Below are 13,929 nucleotides of genomic sequence, written 5' to 3' on the forward strand. Positions count from 1 at the left end.
TAAAGACCTCGCGCTGCCTGACACTGCGTCCCTGGCTAAAGGGTCGGGGAACGGTGCGGGTAAGTCTTATAAGGTGTGGTTTTGGGAGACGGCACATAAATGTGCGCCGTCTTTTTTTGTGGACGAGGGGATAAGTGGAGATTTTTTTGTGTTTGTGTCTGATTGAATGTTCGATGCAAATGATGGGCTGCTGCATTTACGGAGTTTGCTGACTGCTTACGTAAAGACCTCGCGCTGCCTGACACTGCGTCCCTGGCTAAAGGGTCGGGGAATGGCGCGGGTAAGTCTTATAAGTGTGGTTTTGGGAGACGGCACATAAATGTGCACCGTCTTTTTTTGTGGACGAGAGGGGTAAGTAACACAGAAATGATCTATTTGGAATAATATGGTGGTATGAGGAGGTGATGGAATGGGTCAGCAGGATAAATTAAAGGGCCAATGGCCTCCGCATATTTGGTATCCGCCACATCCAGATCCTATAAGTTCATCAAATGTCGAGAAGGGAGAGGCATCCTTCACCTATTCTAAACCTTTCCCAAAACCTGAGCGTGAATCTGGCGGATTATCGGAGCGAGATATTGTAGTTGCTGAAATTTGGCCTTTGCTGCCTGCGGCTGTTGGGGCCGGAGCTGCGATCTTATTGCTGCTTATGGCAAACCATAAGCAATGGAATGATGAGAACGATAATGAGGGTTTTGAAGGATATCCGGAGCCTCAAAATACGCCGGTTGGCTCGGCTGTAGTCGTTATTTATTCGATAGTCGCAACTGCTGGTGTCTCTTACTATGTGTATAGGGTCTTATCATCAACAGATGGGCATTTGCTTACTGCATTTATTCCTACGGTCTCTGCCATTACTCTTTTGTTAATTTATTTTGCAGCTGCTTATGACCTTGAATATCACATGGTTCCGGGAAGTTTTACAGGAAGCAATTTCGGAAACGACATTGTCTCCGAATTATTTACTTTTGTTTATTTTAGTATTACAACGTTTGCTACTGCAAGCATGGGAGACTTCTCGCCAATAAGTAATGCCTCAAGAATTTTAGTAACTCTCGAAGTTCTATTCTTTATATATATCTTTACAATGGGGATCGTCTTTTTTGCTGATCCCTAAATGTGCGAATTAAAGATTACCAACCTAGATTTAGGAAGTTCGCTGACTCTTATGTAAGCTAGAAGGATTTTGTCATGCTTTTTCAGAGCATGGCTTTTTTTGTTGGTTTCCGTATGCTGGTCATGGTTATTTCATTATGGAATATAGATTAAATGAGATAAGTTTACATGCAGTAATGGATTTCTAAAGATATTTGGGAAGTTATGGAATATGTTATTAGAAGAGGGGCAAAAAGGATGTGTTAGTTTGCAAAAGGTCTATGTGCTCGATTCAAGTGTATTATTGCATAACCCGAGAGCGATTTTTCAATTCCAGGATAATGAGGTCGTTATTCCGTTTGTTGTTTTAGAGGAAATCGAAGGCAAAAAACGTCAGCAGGATAATGTTGGCCGAGCGGCTCGGGAGGCTGTTCGAAATCTGGATTATTTGCGGAATTCCGGTCAGCTTTCTCAAGGAGTCCCTTTACCAGGCGGGGGAATAATTCGGATTGAACTTAATCATTATTCAAAGGAAATTCTTCCGCTTAAGTCCGATATGGGTTTAGCGGATAATAGAATTTTGGCAGTTTCCTTAAGTTTGGCCCATGAGGATGAGCGCAGTGTGATATTGGTTACGAAGGATATTGCTATGCGTGTTAAAGCTGATGCTTTGGGAATTTTGACGGAGGATTATTATAATGACAAGGTGGCTATGACTCAGATTACGGATGAAGTTTTGACTTTATCCCTGGAAGATGAGCAGATCGATGAACTATACCGGAATAACTTTATTTATTGGCAAGAGCCTTTACCGGCCAATGGCTGTATTAAGACGGTTTTGAGTGATCAATGTGTCCTCCCGCTTGTTGCGTCGCCGGATGGCAATAAGCTGATTTATTGCCTGGGGCAAGGACGGGCTTCCTGGGATATTCGGCCTAAAAATATGGAACAGTCCTGGGCTTTGGAGATGCTCCACAATCCGGAAATAAAGTTGGTCAATCTGATGGGTCCGGCGGGGACGGGGAAGACCCTGCTTGCTTTAGCGAGTGGTTTGGAACAGACGGTTCACGCTGAGAAATATGTTCGGCTGCTTTGTGCCCGGCCAATAATTCCTTTTGGCAAAGATATTGGTTTTCTTCCCGGGGAAAAGGAACAAAAGGTACGTCCCTATATGCAGCCTATTTATGACAATCTGGAGTTTTTGTTAAGGTCGAAGCGGGATAAGGAACGGGAGCGAAACAGTGAGTCTATTGTGGAGAGTGCCATTGATCTGCTGATTAAGAAAAAACAGCTGGAAATTGAAGTGCTCACATATATTCGGGGACGGAGTATTCCTAATCAATTTTTGATTATTGATGAGGCTCAGAATCTGACGGCCCATGAGGTTAAGACGATTATAACGCGTGCCGGTGAGGGGACGAAAATTGTTCTTTGCGGGGATACGGATCAGATTGATCATCCGTATTTGGATAGGGAAAGTAATGGGTTGGCGTATATTGCCTCACGGCTGAAAGGGCAGCCGTTCTATGGCCAGGTGCGGCTGATTCACGGGGAACGGAGCGATTTGGCAACAAGGGCAGCAAGCTTGCTTTAGAGGGAGATGGCGCTATGGCGGCGGCGCACGTCCGACGGCCATGGATGGCGAGAGGGGACCTGCGAGCCGCCCCGAGTCTGGGGTCAAGTCGCTTTCACGGAGTTTGCTGACTGCTTACGTAAAGACCTCGCGCTGCCTGACACTGCGTCCCTGGCTAAGGGGTCGAGCAAAGAGGCTGTTTGCATCTCAAAATGGAATCCCTTGCTTATTCGACAGGATAAGAAATACTTTGCAGCAGGAAAAAGAGGGAATTTACCGAAATCAAAATTAAATAGGAGTTGCATGGCTCTGTCACAGCAGATGGTTGCTAATTTAATGTTTTTTAGCAAAGAAAAATCTCTGTGATATAATTGACTTGTAATATATGTAAAATAGGGAGAAGCGATATGGCCCTTGTAAAAGCCAGAACCATTTCTTACGAGGACTTTCTTAAACTCAGAGAAGCAAGTAATGATAAAGTGGAGTTTATTGATAACATCGTGTATATGACTCCAGCGCCGTCACCCCTACATCAGCGAATTTGTTTTCAAGTGGCTAAAATTTTGGATGGACATTTTACGGATAAGAATTACCAGATGTTACAAGGAGTTAATATCAGGTTTTTGGATGATGAAAAAAGGAAAATTGGGGATGTGATCCCTGACATTACGGTGGTTTGTGGTAACAACGACATAAATTCAACTTTCATTGAGGAGATTCCAGTACTGATCGTCGAGGTTGTTTCACCATCTTCGGTTTATGCTGATAACATCGAAAAGGCTGCTCTGTACAAACGGTCAGGAGTGAAGGAATACTGGATCATTGATCCAAAATCAAAATGCATCACAGTCTGGAACTTTGTTTCCGATGAACAAATGATATATCACGATGTTGCTAGGTCATATTTATTTGAAGGTTTAAGTGTAGAATTAAGCGATATATTTGTTTAGGGTAGAAGTGTGTGAATTTCAATCATTAGTTGTGACTGAGCCTTTATCATTTATATGGGCTTGTAATGGATTGCGAAGTTAGAGAGGGAATTATGGTGTTTTCGCAGATACGAGTGCAGAACTAATAGTCACCAATGGTAACCTGAATGGGGGTTCGGTCAATGGAGCGTAAGCTGCGTAAGGTTTGGTGGTTTGTCCTTTTTGTGCTGGTGGTTTTGGCCATCTGGAAGCTGTTTTTGCCCCATGGCACAAATGCCTATTTGCAAAAATCTGCTGCTAACCGCGAAATTGTCGTTTACGTTGCCGGAGCCGTTAAAACCCCAGGGCTTGTTCATCTAGCGCCGGATGCACGTTTGGATGATGCTTTGAAACAGGTTCATCTTTTACCGGAGGCTAATTTGGAGAGTATGAATCCGGCAGAACGCCTCAAGGATGGGCAGAAGATTACGGTGCCTTATAAGAATCTTTCTGCTTCGTTAAACGGAGGTGTCGGAACTTCCCCGACGGGAGGCAGTGCTGAAAATGGTAGTGTGACGAAGGGGGCAGGAGAGGTTTCCGGAAGTGGTGGTGCGGTGAGTGCCGGGGGAATGAGTACGGGAAAGGTTAGTGCGGGATCTGCTGAGGGTAAGATAAATATTAATACGGCCGGGGTTACTGAGCTGGACAAGCTGCCTGGTGTGGGACCGGCGTTGGCAGGGAGGATTGTTCAGTACCGGACGGAGCACGGGTTTTTTTCCCAGCCGGAAGATCTGCAGAATGTTTCGGGTATTGGTGCGAAGACCTATGAGAAAATGGCTGCGCAAGTAACGGTAGGGCCATGAGAGATCCCTGGGTTGGACGTTCGGCTGCTTTATTAGGCGGGGGGCTTTGCGCTGCTTTGATGCCTGAGTCTCTGCGCTTTTGGGTGTTTGGTGTTCTCTGCTTATTGGGGCTGCGCTTGGTCTTTTTTTGGCGGCCTCGTGATTTTATGGGCAAAGTATATCGGCCGGAGTTTTTGTTGTTGGCTGTTACTCTTTTGTTGGGTTATATGTATGGGGCTTTAGCTGATAGAATGCTGTTGGAGCCGCTGACTTTGAATAGGGTTGAAGTCACCGGGACTCTTAGGGATTGGGATGTGGGGAGAGATAAGAGCGTCGGGGTACTCTTGGTTGAAAGGGCTGTGGCGGACGGTGAGCTACGGGAAGAGCTGGGAGGTCAGTCTTATCGCTTAGTTGTCTATGCGGATAAAGAGGGGAAAGTACCTGGACAATGGCAAGGGGTTCAGCCGGGAGATCGGGTTGAATTTTTGGGTCGTTTGGAGAGGCCGAAGCCGGTGGGTACACCAGGCGGTTTTGATTTGCGCTTGTACAATGCGGTCAGGGGGCTTAGCGGAACGTTGACAGCGCAGGGGGATGCTAAGCTGGCTGCTCTCGGAGAGCCGTCTTTGACTTGGAAAATACGCCACAACGTTCATAGACAGTTAGAAGCATGGGATCCTCAGGAAACAGGAGTTCTCGAAGGGATTTTCTTTGGCGATTCCAGTCATATTCCTTCTGAAATCCAAGAGCGCTATAAGGTAACTGGTGTTCTGCATGTTTTTGCCGCCTCGGGATCAAATGTTGCTTTTGTCATGGGATTGGCTTGGCTGGTTTTGGGTTTCCTGCCGAAACGGCTGCGGATTATTGGGTCGATTCTGGCACTGATTCTTTATGGTGCTTTATGCGGGGGAAATGCTCCCATTATCCGGGCAACTGTCTTAGGAGTTGCTGTTCTTTTAGGACGTCTTGGCCGGGGAAGGGTGGCAGCCCTTCGTTGGTTGTTCTTTAGCGGTGCTGGCTTATTTATCTTTAATCCTTTGCTGATTCGGGATCTTGGCTTTCAGCTGTCTTTTAGTGCGGCCTGGGGTCTGGTTGTACTTGTGCCCAGGTTTTTGCAAACAGCTTGCCTGCAAAGGGTTCCTGCTTTATTTCGAACGGTTTTGGCAAGCACCATAGGGGCTCAAGTGGCTACGCTGCCTCTGCTCGTAACGGCTTTTCACCGGTTGTCTCTCATCGGGCTCCTGGCTAATGTGCTGATTCTTTTTCTGCTAGGAAGTGTGCTGGAGATAGGCTTGATTGGAGTTATTGCCTCATTCTCCTGGCGTCTGTGTGCACCGCTTTTCCAGGTTAGTCTCTGGCTTTTGGGAGGGGCAAACGGGGTTTTGAAGGTACTGGCCGGCGTTCCTTGGGCAGATGTCTGGATTGTTAGTCCGGGACCGCTTTTTGGCTTGGTCTGGTACGGAACCATTGGGGTTCTTCTCTGGGGAAAGGAGCGGACGTTTTTTAGTTTTAATGTCTGGCTGCTTTTTTTGAAACGACGACTGGAAGCAGCCGCACTAAAGCTTATGACGTTGCGATGCGCTGAAATTAGTCATGGATTAAGGGCTTTGAGTGAAGGTATTTCTCAAAGCGGTTTAGCAATTAAAAGGCAACGTTTGTATTTTTGGTGTTCTAGCGGTCTTTTGTTCATGTTCGTTCTGCTTTGGAGTCCTTGGAATTTTTCAAGGGAGTTGGAAGTGGATTTGATTGATGTAGGACAAGGAGATTCAATTTTAATTCGAACTCCTGAACAACATGCCCTCTTAATTGATGCCGGTCCGCGCAGTCAGAGTTTTGATACGGGGGAGCGGATCGTTTTGCCCTATTTGTTGAAAAGGGGAATCGGTCATTTAGATGCTGTATTGATTACTCATGAAGATCAGGATCACATCGGGGGAATTCGAGCTGTCTTAAATGTGATTCCTACTGATTGGATTGGGGTACCCAACGTGGGGGAGCGTCTAGAGAATGAAGAATGGGAAGGGGGACTTCCTGCAGGTTTGACTGTTCATTCCCCATTATTGAAGACATTACAAAGGGGAGATCGTATTGAGTTGGATTCCGGAGCTTTCTTGGAGGTTTTTGGCCCCCAAGAAGTTCTCGCTAACACTCATTCGGATCCCAACAATAATTCTTTGGTGATGATGCTCAATTATTCAGGACAGAAGGTATTTTTAACTGGGGATATGGAGCAAGAAGAAATGGCAGAGATCGCAGCTGCGGGAGAGACTTTTGAAGCAGACGTTTTCAAGGAGCCTCACCACGGAAGCCGTTTTTCTCTGGACAGATCCTGGCTTGATAGGCTCCATCCAAGTGCTGTGATTATTTCAGTTGGTAAAAATACTTTTGGCCATCCGGCTCCTGAGGTTTTGCAGTACTGGGGTGATCGTCACATTCCGGTCTATCGCACTGATGAGCAGGGTACGTTAAGAGTTTTATTTAAAGCAGGAATGATAGAAATTATTCCTGGCAGACAAGCATCTTAAAAAAGTTCTTCTGAGCCAGACTTTTATGTATAAAAAGGAAATATTGGGTAAGAATAACAAGGAACATCTCTTTTCTCCTCCTCTTTCTTTTGCCCCTTCACGATCATGAGTCGTGGAGGGCTTTTTTTCGTACAAGTCTGAGGAGTAAAATCTGGCTTTTTTTTGAGGTCTCGATTAAAATGAGCAAAGGGGGGTGGATTTCATGAAAGAAATTGAGCAAGTTAAGGCGAGTGTGGCAAAGGGTAAGATTCCACCCGTTTGTTTATGGTATGGTGAAGACCGTTTTTTGATGCAAGAGGCCTATGATGTTCTTAAGTCCTTCTATCTTCAGACAGATCCTTCCGGGAGCGGGATCGAACGTGTTTCGGCGAAGATTGTTGCTCCTGGTGATATTTGTGAAGTGGCTAATTCTATGTCTTTTTTTGCCAATCGTTTAGTTGTGGTTGAAGAAGTTACTTATTTTCAAGACGGACAGACTGCTGATCTCGAGCCTTTGCTGGGCTATCTCACGAATCCTAATCCTTCGACTTGTCTTCTGTTTCTGGCGGAAAATGTCCATAAAGGGAGGAAGCTTTATAAGGCTCTCGATCGAGCCGGGGAAATTCTGGAGTTTCGCTCTCCCAAACGACCGCAGGAATGGATCGAATGGCTGCAAGATGAAGTAAAACTTCGCGGAAAAACAATGAGCCGTCAGACTGTTTCTCAATTTATTGAATGGGCCGGGCATAATACGGGTGTCCTAAGCCGAGAATTAGATAAACTTGAGATTTATACGGGAGATCGGAAGACGATCACAGTAGACGACTTTAAAGCAGTGACGACCCAAACTATTGAGGCGAGTGTCTTTCAACTTCTTGATGCGGTGGCGAAGCGCTCTGTCAAGGAGGCAATTATGGCCTTGCATGAAGTTCTGCGCAAGGAACATCCACTGAAGGTGCTAACGTTGCTGGTTCGTCAAGTACGGCTGCTCTTAGGCTGTAATGCTTTACGAGAACGGGGCGGAAGTGTATCTGAGGCTCCTTCTTCTTTGGGGATTTCACCCTTTGAAGCTCAAAAGTTATGGCAGCAATCCCTTCATCTCTCGACAGAGAAATTAACCCGCGGGCTGCAAGAATGTTTGAAGACAGATCTGGCCCTTAAAACAAGCGGCGGGGATTCAGGGCTTTTATTGGAAGTCATGATTGTGAAATTTTGTGAGTAAAAAAATACAAATTACTTTTTAGAGCTAAAAAACGCAAAAAGAGAGCGACGATTAATCGTCGCTCTCTTTTTGTGTCATCGTAAGAAATATAAACTTAACCTACTTTAGAAAATTGGGTTTTGAATCTCTTAGTCAGACGGGACTTTTTGCGAGCTGCTAGGTTCTTATGAATTAAACCCTTGGAGGAGGCTTTATCCAAAGCACGAGTAGCCTTTTTCAAAGCGAGTGCTGCAGTCTCAGAATCTGTGCTGATTGACTCTTCAAAACGTCGAATGGTCGTACGTAAAGCTGATTTCGCAGCAGCATTCTTAATCATGCGAGCTTTTCCCAACTCGACTCTTTTGATGGCAGATTTAATGTTTGGCACTAATAGTCACCCCCTTTGGTTGCGATATCCTCAGTTGTACACAAACTACATTTTAACATTTTGATTTAAAATTATCAAGGTAAATTAGGATGAGAATGGAATAAATAAATTTCTTGTTTTTTGTTAAAACTAGTTTCGTAGTTTAAAATTGCTTTCAAAAAAGCGAGAAAATAAATAAGGAGGGGTCTATCAATGATAGGTATGATCGTAAGGTTTATCGTATCTGCTTTGGTTTTGTTATTAGTAAGCTACATTGTTCCCGGCTTGCGAGTCGCCGGTTTCACAGGTGCCCTAATTGCAGCGGTGGTGATTGCTGTTATTGGGTATCTGGTTGAATTGGCCTTTGGGAACAAGGTTTCACGGATGGGACGAGGTTCTATTGGCTTTATAACGGCAGCTGTAGTTATTTATTTGAGCCAGTTTATCGTTCCCGGTTCCATTTCAGTTTCCATTATTGGGGCTCTGTTAGCTTCCCTGGTTATTGGAATTGTGGATAGTTTTGTACCGACAACACTCCGTTAATTATTTGGGGCTAACAAGACGATAAACGTCTAAACAGAATTACTTTTTAGTTCTACTTAAGACTTGTCCCTCATATTTCTTCAATAGGAGAAAGGGGGACAAGTTCTTTGTTGCGGGAAAATTATTATCATTATAATCATTACAATAATAAAAAAATCAAAGGCTGGAAATTTAAAGAATGGATGAGAGGATTGTTTTTTGGCCTGGTTAGCTGCCTCGTTCTGCTAAGCTTTATATATTCCGTTAAAAATGAAAGTTCAGTACAATTTGTCCAATTTTTAACACAGCAATCCTTTCCTTTTGAGGCGATCATGTTGGAAGGAATTCCGGGCTACTCTCAACCGCAGCGTGCACGCTTAGATGAGGTTAGGAGTCAGAGCTTAGCTACGGGTATGTATTTATTGACAGGTGTTAATGTTGCCGATCCTCGCACATTTTTTCTTAGTTATTTTTCTCCGCCTCCTGAAGGGCCGACTTGGTTGGGGTGGGCTTATAATCCTAAAGATCCGGAGTTTGAGGGACCGATACTGGAACCTATTGAAAGCCCTCCTAAAGTGAATAATAATGCGGCAACGACTCCTGCGCCGCCGGTCTCCGGAGCCAAGGACGTTCTTGTAGGAATTTACAATACGCATAACAGTGAATGTTATTCCGGAGATGGAGGCCCCGACCGCGAGCAAGGAGAAAATGGAGACGTGGTGACGGTAGGAGAAACTTTGAAAAAGGCCTTGGAGCAACATGGCATTGGAGCGGCTCATTCTTTGACCATCCATGATGGGGAGAATTTTATGACGGCATATTCCCGCTCTGTTAATACGGCAGCGAAACTACTTAAAGATTATCCAACCATTAAAATCTTAATAGACCTTCATCGGGATGGATTCCCGCCGGGGGTGTCCAAAGAGACAGTCAGCGTTAATGGTAAAGACGTCAGTCCGGCAATGGTTGTTATTGGCAAGAAAAATCCGCATTGGCAAATCAATGATGCTTTGGCTAAAGAACTTATTGCTTTAGGAAATAAGAAATATCCCGGGCTTTTTGAAGAGAATATAAGTTATGCCGATGATGCCCGCTACAATCAACACCTTTCCAATGGCGGGATATTGCTGGAATTTGGGAGTCAGCTCAACACATTAGCGGAAGCCAACGGCACAGCTGAAGCCGTCGCTGATATTTTGGCGGATTATCTTAAAGGAACGTCTAATAGATAACGTGAACATGCTCCTCTCACTACGTTCTGCGAACGTTGAAGTGGGGACTTCTTGCTAACGCGGTTAAAGAATAAGAAGGAAGAATCATTTAGTATTACGGTACATGTCGCAAACAGTACCACCGATGAATAAAATTGTGTCCGTTTTCTTTATCCCCTGAAAAATGCTATAATGCGGAAGGTAAGACTAGGATGATGGGGAGAAGAGGTTAGAGATGTCATCAACGAACCGTACACTTTTAAAAGCTGCCGGATTTTTAATGGCAGCACAAATGGCTTCGCGACTCCTAGGTTTTTTGCGGGAAACGTTAATTGCAGGGTTTTTTGGGCAGAGTCGAGTTACGGATGCCTATAATACGGCGTTTATTCTCCCTGACTTGCTCTATTGGTTATTGGTAGGCGGGGTTTTGAGTGCTGCTTTTATTCCTGTTTTCTCCGAATATATTGCTCAAGGCAACGAAGATGAAGGCTGGCGTGTCGTCAGCTCAGTTGTGAATATCATTTTTCTTGTTCTTGGGGTATTCGTCTTGTTTGGGCTTTTTTTCACACCGGAGTTCTTAAAGCTTATGGTTCCGGGGTTTCAAGCCAAAGATATTGCGATGACAACTCACTTAACGCGAATTTTGTTGATGCAGCCCTTGTTTATGGCCTTCAGCGGCTTGACGATGGGCGTTCTGAATTCTTATAAAATCTTTTGGCCTTCGGCCTTAGGCACAGTCTTTTATAATGCCAGTGTTATATTCTTTGGAACAATTTTGGCGAACCCAGCGAAACCAGAAAGTATTTCCGGGTTTGCCGTAGGGGTAGTTGTCGGTGCTTTGGTCAATTTTGCGATCCAGATTCCTGCCCTGCGTAAAGTAGGGGTACGTTATCACCCGATTATTGATTGGCATCATCCCGGTGTGCGCCGGATTGCTGCCTTGGCTGTGCCGATTATTTTGAGTTATTCCTTAAATCAAATTCAGATTGCTGTGAATAATAACTTTGGCTCAACTCTTTTTCCGGGAAGTATTTCCGCTATTTGGTATTCGTCGCGTCTCTTCCAAATGCCCGTTGGCATCTTTGCTTTAGCAATTGCAGTGGCCGCTTTCCCAACGATGACAGAGCAAGCGGCGTTAAAGCAATGGGACGGTCTGCGTGAAACGATTTCCCGGACGATCCGCATGGTGGTTTTTATTACCCTTCCGGTTTCTGTAGGCATGATTGTTCTGCGCTTTCCACTCATACGAGCACTCTTTCAACACGGGCATTTTACGGCTGAGGATACAGCGCGGACAACAGTCCCGCTGCTTTATTTCTGTTTAGGAATTTCGGCTCAGTCTGTGATTCAGATTTTGCCCCGGGCTTTCTATGCCCTGCAGGATACATGGACACCGGTGATTTTGGGCCTGATTTCCATGGCTATTGATATTTTATGCATGTTTTTGCTGGTTCATCCTCTCGCTGCTGGAGGACTTGCTCTGGCCGATACGGTCTCAGCCGTTGTCAATATGTTGTTGCTGTTCTATGTCCTGCGTAAGAAATTGGGCAAAATGGATGGGAGAAGTATGCTGATAACCGGCCTAAAGACGCTGTTTTCTTCTTTGCTTATGGCCTTTGTTATTTGGATTTGGAGTCAGTGGACAACGAGGTTTTTAGGGGTTAAAACTATTTCTTCGCTGATTGTCTTGATTTCCGGTACGGTTCTGGGGGCTGTAGTCTTTGGCATTTCGGCAAAGGTCTTGAAAATGGAGGAGTTTGAACAGACCGTTGGCTTACTGCAGCGGAGGTTTAAGAGAGCTCATTAAGGCTATGATTTATCCGGTTTTTAAGACCTCCACTTCGATAAGTGGGGTGGGTCGAGTTTACTGAAACTTTTCGTAAATGGATGGATTTAAACGATTCTATTATGAAATGCTTGTTAAATATCCCTATTTCCTGGAATATGGAAACATATCAGCTGTGACAAAAACCTGATTCTTAGGTATTATAACTATTATTAGTTAACCAAGAGGCAATGGAGCCGTCGAGATATCTTAATGATATCTGGCGGCTTTTTTTGTCGTTAAAGGGGAGGGCATGTTCTGTGAAAGTTAAAACGAAGCCTTCCTTGGAACGTTCCGCGATCCTTTTAGCTATGACTGAAACGAGAGAGGAAGAAGAAAGGCTCAAGAAAGCTCTTCAGGAATCTACAGGTATTCGCTGCGGGGTGACGGAACTTGGAGGAATGGTCTCGACCTTGCAGCATACGGGTAAACTGACCAATTCAGTGATCTCGGCAGCATTTAACACAGGAGTAATTCCCAAGGAAGGCCGTAAAATTCACGCTCTGATCCATGCAACGCTGGAAGCCAGCAACAGTATTTTTATTCATACGAACAGCAATGCCAGTTTTGCCCTGAAAATCGGTTTAACAACGGATACGGAGTGGATTGCGGTAGCAATTTTCGGCCGTTCGTCTTTACACCCTCTATTAGAACATTCCCGTGTGGGTTTGGGATTTATGCATCTTTGATAATAAAGAGGGATACCCGTTTATAGGAGTCGCCGTTAGAGTTTTAGAATTTATTGAAGTGGGTTTAATCAGGGGGAAGTTGGAATCCAAAGGGTGATTATTAATTTAGCGTGTAACAATTGTGTAATTGTGTTGAAGAGGAATAGTGATTTTGCCCATATTGGGATAATTGAATAACCGGGCACCAAACTAAGGAATGGTTTGGAGCGGAAAAGTGTTTTAGAGAGCCCTTAATTTTAGGAATTAGGGCTCTCTTTGTCTTTTTCTAAAGACTTATCTCAAGGATATTTGCTTACAACACAATTCTACGGGATTCTGTTGCGAAGGATTATTGCAGGAGGTGATGCGATTGATCGTTTACCTAAGTTCCGGTGGACTTATAGTAAAAAGCACATTAATCCAAAACTTGAAGGAGGATGATTTCTATGAAAATGATTAGAGCAATTGTCAGGCCGGATAAAACGGAGGAGGTTGCTGAGTCCCTGGCTCAGGCAGGGATGCCTTCCTTAACGAAAATGCATGTCTTTGGGCGCGGCAGAACAAAAGGAATCCGAATTGGCGACGTTGTATACGATGAGTTTCCCAAGACGCTTCTGCTTTTAGTGATCGAAGATTACAAACTGGAAGAGGCCATTTCCATTATCCTGGAAAAAGCAAAAACGGGAACCATGGGGGATGGGAAAATTTTTGTGACGGAAGTGGAAGAGGCTTATACCGTAAGTTCTGGAACAAAGGGGTTGTAATTTATGAAAGAAATTATGACATTTATACGGCGGCATCAAGTTCCCGCCACTAAGAAAGTCTTCGAAGATGCCGGATTTCCCGCCCTCACCATTCAAAGCGTCGAGGGCCGTGGCAAACAAGGTGGAATTGGAGGATGGGCCGCTGAGGTTGATCCGGAATTGAATACTGTGATTGATCAGGTACACCCGGATGAGTCCCAATTCCACTGGATTCCCAAACGGCTGTTAACCATCGTGGTACAGGATGATCAAGTTCAGGAGGTTGTGGATTTAATTATTAAAGCAAACCAGACGGGGCATATGGGAGACGGGAAAATCTTTGTCTGTCCGCTGAAAGAAGTTGTGCGGGTGCGTACCGGAGAAACCGGAAGCGATGCGGTGGTTTAAGTATTAAGAGTCGAAAGTTAAGAGCCAAAAGTTAAGAGCCAAAAGTTAAGAGCCAAAAGTTAAGA

At 44.7% G+C, this 13,929-nt stretch carries 15 protein-coding genes; 14 read left to right on the plus strand and 1 reads right to left on the minus strand.

What is annotated here, in order from left to right; genetic code table 11:
- Nucleotides 1-166: 166 nt before the first annotated feature.
- The 8 genes from ACPUYX_RS00985 (at nt 167) to holA (ending at nt 8,141) form a co-directional block, all read left to right on the plus strand.
- Complete coding sequence (locus ACPUYX_RS00985) at nt 167-319, plus strand: hypothetical protein (protein WP_426377885.1); 153 nt, start codon at nt 167-169, stop codon at nt 317-319.
- Between the two features lie 90 nt (nt 320-409).
- A complete protein-coding gene (locus ACPUYX_RS00990) occupies nt 410-1,117 on the plus strand; it encodes an ion channel (protein WP_426377886.1) in 708 nt (235 codons plus the stop codon).
- Nucleotides 1,118-1,363: 246 nt separating this feature from the next.
- Nucleotides 1,364-2,689, plus strand: a complete 1,326-nt coding sequence (locus ACPUYX_RS00995; protein ID WP_426378297.1) for a PhoH family protein — start codon at nt 1,364-1,366, stop codon at nt 2,687-2,689.
- Between the two features lie 6 nt (nt 2,690-2,695).
- Complete coding sequence (locus ACPUYX_RS01000) at nt 2,696-3,034, plus strand: hypothetical protein (protein WP_426377887.1); 339 nt, start codon at nt 2,696-2,698, stop codon at nt 3,032-3,034.
- A gap of 41 nt (nt 3,035-3,075) precedes the next feature.
- Complete coding sequence (locus ACPUYX_RS01005) at nt 3,076-3,618, plus strand: Uma2 family endonuclease (RefSeq protein WP_426377888.1); 543 nt, start codon at nt 3,076-3,078, stop codon at nt 3,616-3,618.
- A gap of 161 nt (nt 3,619-3,779) precedes the next feature.
- Nucleotides 3,780-4,439 (plus strand): helix-hairpin-helix domain-containing protein, encoded by a 660-nt coding sequence (locus tag ACPUYX_RS01010; RefSeq protein ID WP_426377890.1) that lies wholly within the window; start codon nt 3,780-3,782, stop codon nt 4,437-4,439.
- A complete protein-coding gene (locus ACPUYX_RS01015; RefSeq protein WP_426377891.1) occupies nt 4,436-6,940 on the plus strand; it encodes a DNA internalization-related competence protein ComEC/Rec2 in 2,505 nt (834 codons plus the stop codon). Before ACPUYX_RS01010 ends, ACPUYX_RS01015 begins: the two co-directional genes overlap by 4 nt.
- 202 nt (nt 6,941-7,142) lie before the next feature.
- On the plus strand, nt 7,143-8,141 hold the full coding sequence (holA, locus tag ACPUYX_RS01020) for a DNA polymerase III subunit delta (protein WP_426377892.1): 999 nt from the start codon (nt 7,143-7,145) through the stop codon (nt 8,139-8,141).
- A gap of 94 nt (nt 8,142-8,235) precedes the next feature.
- Here the strand turns inward: holA and rpsT are convergent, their stop codons facing one another.
- Nucleotides 8,236-8,508 (minus strand): 30S ribosomal protein S20, encoded by a 273-nt coding sequence (gene rpsT, locus ACPUYX_RS01025; RefSeq protein ID WP_088228792.1) that lies wholly within the window; start codon nt 8,506-8,508, stop codon nt 8,236-8,238.
- Nucleotides 8,509-8,700: 192 nt separating this feature from the next.
- Between rpsT and ACPUYX_RS01030 the strand changes: the two genes are divergently transcribed.
- From ACPUYX_RS01030 to ACPUYX_RS01055, 6 genes are all read left to right on the plus strand, one after another.
- Nucleotides 8,701-9,030 carry a phage holin family protein gene (locus tag ACPUYX_RS01030; RefSeq protein WP_088228791.1) on the plus strand — a complete coding sequence of 110 codons (330 nt, stop codon included), beginning with the start codon at nt 8,701-8,703 and terminating at the stop codon, nt 9,028-9,030.
- 107 nt (nt 9,031-9,137) lie between these two features.
- Nucleotides 9,138-10,241: a stage II sporulation protein P gene (spoIIP, locus tag ACPUYX_RS01035; protein WP_426377893.1), complete on the plus strand. Its 1,104-nt coding sequence runs from the start codon at nt 9,138-9,140 to the stop codon at nt 10,239-10,241.
- A gap of 214 nt (nt 10,242-10,455) precedes the next feature.
- Nucleotides 10,456-12,027, plus strand: a complete 1,572-nt coding sequence (gene murJ, locus ACPUYX_RS01040; RefSeq protein WP_426377894.1) for a murein biosynthesis integral membrane protein MurJ — start codon at nt 10,456-10,458, stop codon at nt 12,025-12,027.
- A 278-nt stretch (nt 12,028-12,305) separates the two neighbouring features.
- Nucleotides 12,306-12,734: a HutP family protein gene (locus ACPUYX_RS01045; protein WP_426377895.1), complete on the plus strand. Its 429-nt coding sequence runs from the start codon at nt 12,306-12,308 to the stop codon at nt 12,732-12,734.
- Nucleotides 12,735-13,159: 425 nt separating this feature from the next.
- Complete coding sequence (locus ACPUYX_RS01050; protein ID WP_088228787.1) at nt 13,160-13,477, plus strand: P-II family nitrogen regulator; 318 nt, start codon at nt 13,160-13,162, stop codon at nt 13,475-13,477.
- Nucleotides 13,478-13,480: 3 nt separating this feature from the next.
- A complete protein-coding gene (locus tag ACPUYX_RS01055; protein ID WP_426377896.1) occupies nt 13,481-13,864 on the plus strand; it encodes a P-II family nitrogen regulator in 384 nt (127 codons plus the stop codon).
- Nucleotides 13,865-13,929 lie beyond the last annotated feature (65 nt).

The organism is Desulfosporosinus sp. SYSU MS00001, assembly GCF_049943955.1.
Lineage (GTDB): Bacteria > Bacillota > Desulfitobacteriia > Desulfitobacteriales > Desulfitobacteriaceae > Desulfosporosinus.